This is a genomic window from Algoriphagus sp. 4150, from assembly GCF_031457395.1.
In the GTDB taxonomy this organism is placed as follows: Bacteria; Bacteroidota; Bacteroidia; order Cytophagales; family Cyclobacteriaceae; genus Algoriphagus.
The window spans coordinates 1-10,134 of the sequence record NZ_JAVDWS010000046.1 but is presented as its reverse complement, the minus strand read 5'-3'; the positions used below and the strand labels follow the sequence as shown (position 1 = coordinate 10,134).

Here is a 10,134-nt window from a genome sequence, read left to right as displayed (position 1 = left end):
TCCCGTATCATTCCGCTCATAAGCTTCATAATACAAAAACAGTTCGCGCTGGAATATCTCGCTCGACCAACCATCGCTGGCAATGTGGTGAACGTTAACCATCAATACGATACGCTCTTCCGGATCCGACGGAATCCTGTAAAACTTTACCCTCACAGGATACTCCGAACTCAGATCAAAAGGACGGTTGATGTCTTCTGTAATCAGTGACTCATAATTATCTCCTTCCGCCAGTGTCACCTCTTCTATGGGAAGAGGATCAGTATGAACAACCTGGATGCCCTGACGGTCTTCTCCCTGTTCGATAGTACTGCGCAACACTTCATGTCGTTCAACAATCTGACGGAGGGCATATTGTAACGCTGAAACACTTGTCATTTCCCCCAATTCAAATACCACCGGAATATGGTATGCATTCGTCCCTTGTTCAAATTGTTCGATAAACCATAATCGCTCCTGAGCAGCACTTAGTGAATAAGCTGTTACACCTTTCATTCGCAAGACAACTTTATCTAGGAAAGAATACCTAGATAAAATATCATTGTCCTTCAGAATGTCCATTATTCTACTCTTGTTCTCAGCTATAAAAACCTTATTCTCATCAGTTTGAAACTTTGTAGGGGTAGTCAGACGAAGCACGACACCTTCCAGCCAAATCGCTCCACCTTCATGGCGCAAGTCATTTAAAAAATTATAAATAATATCCATTAGATTATTAATCTATTATTTCAATTACACGACACCTATCTGACATGCATATTCAATGCAAACCGTTTAATATTCATACAACAGACAGTCGATTATCAAATAACTCTATTAATATAGCATTTAATAAAACAACATCATCAGACTTTTAATATTCAATTGATAGAGCGCTCTTAAAGAGTTATCACTACTGTTTACCCAGATAAATTACCTCATCCAAAACATCAATAAATTTTCCACAAACCGCCTCAATCGCTGAAGGATCAATCGCCTCGTACTTGTAATTACAATCAATCAATATTCCATCGTTAAATACTACCATAACAAAAGCAATATCAAAATACAATTTTCCCATACTATGATGACCCAATGCCAAATGCCTGCTTTCGAAGGACGAGTTATCCAAGACAAGATTTAGTTGGGTCGCTATTTGATCCCAGTCCGTCTTCAAATGTTTCCCATATTCCTGATAATAAATATGGTCCGTGGAATCAACTATCTGCTTTTGACACAATAGCAGCAACTCCCCAAAAGATTTCGTTTTTTCAATCTTGATTCTTGATACAAGTGTACCTGTTAACCACCCTATAATTTTGGAAAAATCCTGATTGATTCGAGTTGACATGGGCGTGTCCACGATAAAGTCGTTTTGATCACTAACCCTGCTAAGAAAAGTGCAATACGCTGCCAACATGAAGTTAAAAACCGAAATTTTACAATCTGATGATATTTTCTGAATTCCCATTAACAGTTCTTCAGAAACAGCAAATCGATACCCCCCCCCCTTTACTCCATCATGTCTTGCCTTCGTAAAATCACCGTTCACTTTTTGAGTCTTTACTACACAAATCTCGGGCTTACGCGGTGGATTACTAAACAGACTATCAAAAAAGGATTCATGAAAAGCCAGTTTAGGGTTTTTATAATGCTGCTTTTCAAAAAGTGCATAGTCCCTGAGTTGTAATTTCAAAGCCGGCAGTGGATTTGAATATTGACTGCAATAAGCTTCATACAATATGAAAAGCTCATCTGCAATAAGATTCAAAGAATGAGCATCATGGATAATGTGATCAATGACAAAAATCAAAATATAATTATTCTCGTCAAACTTAACCAATGTGCTCTTAAACGACGGCTCATTCTCAAAATCAAATAAATGGTTGTATGTACTTTCGATGAGTAATTTCAATTCAATTTCTTTCTCCTTCAAATCAGACATATCAACAAACACCAAATGAGGCTTTAATAAGTCCGAAGCACATATTTTTTGAAATACCCGCCCTGCCCTGTCAACGAATAAAGTCCGCAAACTCTCGTGTCGCTCAACCAATGAATTTATCGCTTCGGACATCGCCCGTTGATTAACATTTTGAAGATCTTTTTTAATCATCGAGTTCGATGAATAGTGTATTCCTTTTGTGAAATTTAGGTATCGCCAAACCTGGTTTTTTAAAGCATCATATAAGTTTTCAGACGATAAGCTCAGTGATGCACCAACTCCGATCGATTCAGTGGTCGACGTGTTAGAGCTTATTTTCTGATGAATCAGTTTGGCTATCATTTGTACAGTAGTATTGAGAAACAACTCCTTTACACTAATTTCCACGTTCCACATTTTTTTTATCTTAGCAATCATCACAATGGTATGGATTGAATTACCACCAATTCTAAAGAATTCATCTGAAATCCCCACTTTATCCAACTGTAACTCTTTTTGCCAAATACCGCATAGTATTTTCTCAATTTTTGTAGCCGGCGCAATAAATTCTTGTAGCGAACCATAATCTGGATCGGGTAACAAGCGTTTGTCTAATTTTCCATTAACCGTAAGTGGCAAAGATTCCATGGCAACAAAATAATCGGGAATCATATAATTGGGTAGTTGAAAGGACATGGCCTCAGCAATAGAGGCATAACTCACATTGGTATTATCTGAAACATAATACGCCACTAAGTACTTGATACTGCCATAGGTTGTTTGACGTGCCTTGACCAAGACACAGACTTTTCTGATGTCTGGAACCTGAAGAAGCGCATTTTCAATTTCACCCAGTTCAATCCTGTACCCGCGGATTTTTACCTGCTCATCTTTCCTCCCGACGAACTGCAAATTGCCATCGGAAAGCCATCGTACCATGTCTCCAGTTTTATACAACCTCGTGTAACCCTTTAAAACATCTTCATCCGTTGCGAAAAAGTTGCTAACAAAACGTTCCTTGGTCAATTCATCTTTATTTAAATAACCTCTCGCAACGCCATCACCACCCACGTACAATTCACCTACAACCCCAACGGGCACTGGGACTTTATTAACATCCAAAATATAGGCTCTGGAATTGGGAAATACCTTACCAATCACATTCGCCATGTTTGGTGCTGTAACAGTGGATACTGTTATCTCCCCTAGTTCTGTAGGGCCATAATAATTATAAATTCTGATTGGACGATGAGTTAAACTGGAAACAATTTTTTCCGTCAGAGCCTCACCACTGAAATAAATTTTAGTTAGTCCGATCACGTCAATCGTTGAGGCAAGTAGATCGTATTGAGATGGAACTAGATGAATTGACGTAAATTTGTAATTGGTGAGCAACTCATTCAATTCCGAAATATCAAAAATATGCCGAGTTACCTGCACCCTAGCACCTACACAGAGGTGAGTAAAAATTTCTCCAAATGAAACATCAAATACGTAGTTAGTTTTAAGTAAGTGAAAGTCGTCCGAATTGACTTCTGAATATTCAATCATATGCAAAATCCTGTTGCACACTGAAAAATGTTCCAACATGACACCTTTGGGACGTCCCGTTGTTCCTGATGTGTACAATACGTACACTAAATCCGTCGATGAACTGGTCAAAGACAGATTCCCTTCATTCTCTTCATGATAAAACGCCTCACCTAGGTCAATGTCAATAACCATCTCAGGTAGCAATTTCAACCGATCATCTTTAAGCAACTCTCTTTGACTTAGTATGAGCATAGCCTTCGAGTCGTCCAGAATATAGTCAATGCGTTCTTGTGGAAATGAAATATCCAAAGGAACATAAGCTCCTCCTGCTTTTAATACCCCCAGAATTCCAATGATCATTTCCAAGCTACGATCCAAAAACAATCCAATAGGAGCTCCTGGAGGCATCTCCATATTGGATTTCCTTTTATATTGATGCCGAATAAAGTGGGCCAGTCGGTTACTAAGCACATTTAATTGATGATAGGTCAACACATACTCCTCAAAAATTAATGCTGGACGGTCAGGGGCTTTTTCTACCTGTTCTTCAAATAGCTGATGAATCGTTTTGTCTTTGGGATAGAACCGATCAGTATTATTCCATTCAAATATGATGTGATGTCTTTCACTATCAGAAAGCAATCCAAGTTCGCTGTATGCTTTTTCCGGAATATGGGCTAACTGGTTCAACAAGAATTTATAATGATGCACCAATCGGCCAATTGTATCGGAGTGGAATAAACTGGTCGCATAGCTGATCCTCCCTGAAAGCGCCTCTTGGTCATCGTCAATGAAAATAGATAAATCAAATTTTTCCACATCATAAACTGGTGGCTCTCCCAATGGTGTAATGTACTTCTTACTTGAGTCTACCTCCTTTCTTGCATTCCCGAAATTCTGCACGACGAACATGACCTGAAAGATCGGATGGCGGGAGGTATCTCTCTCCACTCCTAACTCATCAACCAACTTCTCAAAAGGAAGATCCTGATTAAGTTGTGCCAAGACCTGCTCTGCGTGAACTTGCTGTATCAAATCCTTAAAACTTTGATTGCTGCTCAGTTGTGTCCTGTTGACAAGCATATTGACAAAGAATCCAATAAGACCCTCTGTCTGGCGATGATGACGATTCGCGATCGGACTACCAATGACAATGTCCTCCTGACCCGTATACTTGTTTAATAAAACAGCAACGCTGGTCAATAAAACGCTGTGCAACGTAACTCCATAATCCCTGGCCAGAGTCCTTAGTCTGATGCTTGTCTCGCGACTTAGTTCAAATGTCTGCTGAGCTCCACTATAGTCAATTGTCTTGGGTCTCGCATAATCTGTAGGCAATTCCAATGACTGATAACCTACCAGTTTATTCTTCCAATAACTTAATTGACTATTTAAAACCTCGCCTGTCAAATAAGCACGTTGCCATAAAGCATAATCCTTATACTGGATTGTTATCGGAGGCAGATTAAAACCAACATCTTGATTGCAGTAAGCCTCATAATATGCTAGTAACTCCCTCTGAAATATATCCATCGACCAACCATCACAGGCAATATGGTGGATGTTAATCAACAAAATGATTTTTTCAAACGAGGAAGACAATGTGCTCGGTCCTACAAAATAAAACTTCACCCGGATGGGATACGACAAACTCAAATCAAAAGGACGATTAATATCTTCCTTTAAAAGCATTTCAAAAACCTCACTCCCAGTCTCTGCCTCTTCAATGACCAATGGTTCATTGTGAACAATCTGAATCCCCTGATGATTATCATCCTTAGCCAGCGTGCTCCGTAAAGCCTCATGTCTGGAAACAACCTGCTGAATGGCATACCTGATACCACCAACATCTGTAGTTTTAGCAACTTCGAAAACCGAAGGAATATGATATGCATTTGTTCCGCCTTCGTACTGCTCAATAAACCACAAACGCTCCTGGGCAAATGATAAAACAGATTGATTGGATTGTGTTTTGGCAATACCAGTCAAAGTATGCTTTATACCCTGGAGTAATAATTGGGATATGCATTTATAATTGAAGATATCAGAAACTCTTACGTTATATCCCAGAAAACCCGTCATTCGATGAGACAAACGTATAGCTAGTATCGAATTACCGCCAATCTTGAAGAAATCATCATTAAGTCCGACTTTATCCACACCCAGTACCTGCTGCCAGATCAAACATACACCTATCTCCTCATCTCTCTCTGGAGCAATATACCCATCTGGCTGCACTGAAAAATCCAATTCCGGTAAAGAATCTCTATCTAGCTTTCCGTTAATTGTCAGCGGCATGGACTCCAGCGCTATCAACGCGCTTGGCATCATATAGTCGGGTAACATCTCAGCCAGCTGATCCAATATCTCAATTTCGCTTAATTTATTAAGATAAGGTATGTTGCAATAATTGCTGGACTCTCTTTTGGATAATAATCCCGAACTATGATCAATTCGGATCGGTCGACCTTTTGATACATTTTTTTTAAGGGAAATAACTACATCGTATCGATACCTACTTAACTCATTATCGTATCCTTCCTCCCGTTCGACAACGTGAATATCCAAATTCTCAAATTCGTCCCTCAACTGAAGAAAATACTGTGGGCTAACTAAAAATTCATTCTCCTTGGAAACAATCTCATCAATCATGGAAGGTGTCCAAGCTTGTTTCCTGTAGTCCAATCGTTCTTCAATGAGCGCTCTGTGAAGATCATAATTTCTAATGTCGCCAAGAAAAATCGACCCTCCGCTGGATAGCTTTTCAATTGCTTTGGTAATAACGTTCTCAAAATAACCAATACTCGGAAAATACTGAGAGACGGAATTCATTATAATAGTGTCATACAAAACATCAGGATCAAGTTGATCAATTTCATCCGCTCTCAAGTGATAAAATTCGACATTGAAATTAAACTGTTTAAAATTAGCCTGATGCCTTTCGATAATTGATTGAGATAAATCCAGACCAGTATATTTTTCAACATATTCAAGTAAGGGATACATAAGTAACCCAGATCCTACTCCAATCTCCAATACATTCCCCGGAGCCAATTTTTTTATGATAGATAGAATATTGTTCCTCCATGCGTACATTTCGGACAAAGGAATTGGTTCTCCTGAGATATAACTATTCCAACCCGAGAAATCGGCATACACATTTTCTTGTCTTACGTTTTTTTCATATTCCAAATTGTAAAGGTTTTCCCAACTTTCTAGCACATCTGATTCTTTACGAGATATATTTCTATCAAGCACATAATAAGCCACCAAATACTTAACAATGCCTGCATCTGTACCTCTTTCCTTCATCAGGACCGTACTCTGTATAACACCCTCAATCCGCATTAATGCATTCTCAATTTCTTTCAGTTGGACACGATATCCGCTAATTTTTATCTGATCATCATTCCTTCCGACATATTCAAGAGTTCCGTTGGAAAGCCAACGCACCAAGTCACCTGTTTTATACAGTCGACTATCTTTTGCTTGATTTGTCCTAGTTGTAAAAGGATTGGTAATAAAATGCTTCTCTGTTAATTCTATATCATTGAGATAGCCCCTAGCCAACCCTGCACCGCCGATAAATAGTTCGCCTGTCACCCCAATAGGCATGGTAGTTAAATCAGGTGACAGCACATACACAAAGCGGTTTTTTATTGGAACTCCAATCGGTACATTCTTTGTAGTGATAGGAGTACTTAGATCCCAGGTACAAGTAAACGTCGTGCTTTCTGTTGGGCCATAACCATTCAAAAAATGGAGAGGCGTATATTTTTTTTTGACAAATTCTGTTACAATAATTTTATCAAGTGCTTCTCCACCGATAATAAGATAGTTCAAACTTTTAAACAGTGTGTGATCTAAATAGTATAAATTCTCAAACAAGGTTTTAGTCAACCATAGAATGGTGATTTGATGTAGTTTAAGAAATTTACTAAAGCTACCGATATCTGATACAAGATCGTTTAATCCAACTGGTATTACTAATGTATTCCCTCTTAGCAATGGTGTCCATATTTCGAAAGTTGCTGCATCAAAAACTGGTGACGATAAAAAAGCAAAGACGTCGTTTCTACTTATCTGAATGTAGTCGTTACACACCAGGCTCAGCACTGCTTGATGTTCAATCATTACCCCCTTTGGCTTTCCTGTTGTACCCGATGTATAAATTACATAGGCAAGATCTGTGGCTGCATGAGACAGTAAGAGATTTGAAGTGTCTGCTGTTTTAAAAAAAGGCTCAGCTCCATCAATATAGAGTGCTTTGTGATCAGGTATTCTGCTTTTATAATATGTCAATCGCTGACATAAAACAAATTCTGCATGAGTATCCTCAAGGATATAATCAATTCTTGCCTGCGGAAAATGTGTATCGATTGGAACATAAGCCCCACCCGCTTTAAGAATTCCAAGAATTCCTATAATTAATTCTGGCCCTCTTTCCAAATACAGAACAAAGAGAGTATCCTTTTTGACTTCATACCCCATTCTCTTTTGATATTGTTCTCTGATATGTCTTGCAAGCTGATTACTTTTTTCATTCAATTCTTTGTACAATATGGCATTGTTCTCAAAAATCAGTGCTACACTGTAGGGAGACTTTTCTGCCTTCTGCTCGAATAAGTGGTGAATCGTTTGATCTCGTGGAAAATCTGTTTCGGTTTCATTCCATTCATTAACAAGCTTATTGTACTCATCCAAATTCAACAAGCTTATTGACGAAAATGGCTTTTCACATGCACAAGACAATTGATCAAGGAGATAACAATAGTGATCAATCAAACGAGCAATTGTATCTGAATGAAATAAACTGGCCGCATAGCTGATCCTCCCTGAAAGCGCCTCTTGGTCATCGTCAATGAAAATAGATAAATCAAATTTTTCTACCTGAAGGGACAGCGATCCTGTAAAAGGCATGAAATATTCATTCCATTTAGTATCGTTGCCAAAATTCTGCACGACGAACATGACCTGAAAGATCGGATGGCGGGAGGTATCTCTCTCCACTCCTAACTCATCAACCAACTTCTCAAAAGGAAGATCCTGATTAAGTTGTGCCAAGACCTGCTCTGCGTGAACTTGCTGTATCAAATCCTTAAAACTTTGATTGCTGCTCAGTTGTGTCCTGTTGACAAGCATATTGACAAAGAATCCAATAAGACCCTCTGTCTGGCGATGATGACGATTCGCGATCGGACTACCAATGACAATGTCCTCCTGACCCGTATACTTGTTTAATAAAACAGCAACGCTGGTCAATAAAACGCTGTGCAACGTAACTCCATAATCCCTGGCCAGAGTCCTTAGTCTGATGCTTGTCTCGCGACTTAGTTCAAATGTCTGCTGAGCTCCACTATAGTCAATTGTCTTGGGTCTCGCATAATCTGTAGGCAATTCCAATGACTGATAACCTACCAGTTTATTCTTCCAATAACTTAATTGACTATTTAAAACCTCGCCTGTCAAATAAGCACGTTGCCATAAAGCATAATCCTTATACTGGATTGTTATCGGAGGCAGATTAAAACCAACATCTTGATTGCAGTAAGCCTCATAATATGCTAGTAACTCCCTCTGAAATATATCCATCGACCAACCATCACAGGCAATATGGTGGATGTTAATCAACAAAATGATTTTTTCAAACGAGGAAGACAATGTGCTCGGTCCTACAAAATAAAACTTCACCCGGATGGGATACGACAAACTCAAATCAAAAGGACGATTAATATCTTCCTTTAAAAGCATTTCAAAAACCTCACTCCCAGTCTCTGCCTCTTCAATGACCAATGGTTCATTGTGAACAATCTGAATCCCCTGATGATTATCATCCTTAGCCAGCGTGCTCCGTAAAGCCTCATGTCTGGAAACAACCTGCTGAATGGCATACCTGATACCACCAACATCTGTAGTTTTAGCAACTTCGAAAACCGAAGGAATATGATATGCATTTGTTCCGCCTTCGTACTGCTCAATAAACCACAAACGCTCCTGGGCTGAACTAAGAAAAAAAAAATTAGCACTAACATCTTTGAATATCCTTATCCTTTTAAAATCCTCTTTTGAATAAACTTCATTATCCTTAAGAATGAGAAGAATTTCTTTTTCGTTGGTGACAATAAAGTCCTTTCGCTCTTTTGTTTGAAATTTTTTGGAAAGAAAAACCTTTAAAACACTCCCATCAAACCAAATGGCCCCACCTAGAAGCTTCATTTCATTGAAAAAAGTGTGAATATTTTTCATCAATATTTTTTTAGCTTGTTCTACATTACATTAACAAAATCTGCACGAGACATTCATTTAAAATGACATGCTACCAGACATTTCTTCTACTTTGGTAAAAATAGAAGAAATCTTCAATTAACATCTTTCTTTTTAAAGAATTCCCATTCTTCCCCCTCTTCTTCTGCCGATGATGCAATTATATGCTTTAAGATCATTTCAATGTTTTTTGAAAGCAGCACATCCGCAACTTTTATCTCACATCCCAGTGCATTACCCATGCGATGCGATAATTGAATTGCCAAAATAGAATTCCCCCCTATTCTGAAAAAATCATCCGTCACTCCCACACGCCCAACACCTAGAACTTCCTGCCAGATCCCGCATAGAACGGACTCGGTCTCAGTACGGGCACCGACATAACTCTGCTGCGAACTGAAGTCCGCTTCCGGCAAGGAACGCTTGTCAAGCTT

Annotated in this window: 3 protein-coding genes; all 3 read right to left on the bottom strand. The window is 38.8% G+C overall.

The features are described 5' to 3' along the window. A partial coding sequence (locus tag J2X69_RS24315; RefSeq protein WP_310109354.1) for a condensation domain-containing protein occupies positions 1–708 on the bottom strand: 708 nt, incomplete at its 3' end. Between the two features lie 184 nt (positions 709–892). Continuing rightward, positions 893–9,682 (bottom strand): non-ribosomal peptide synthetase, encoded by an 8,790-nt coding sequence (locus tag J2X69_RS24310; RefSeq protein ID WP_310109351.1) that lies wholly within the window; start codon positions 9,680–9,682, stop codon positions 893–895. A gap of 113 nt (positions 9,683–9,795) precedes the next feature. After that, positions 9,796–10,134, bottom strand: a 339-nt coding sequence (locus J2X69_RS24305; protein ID WP_310109347.1) for a phosphopantetheine-binding protein, incomplete at its 5' end; no start/stop codon positions are given.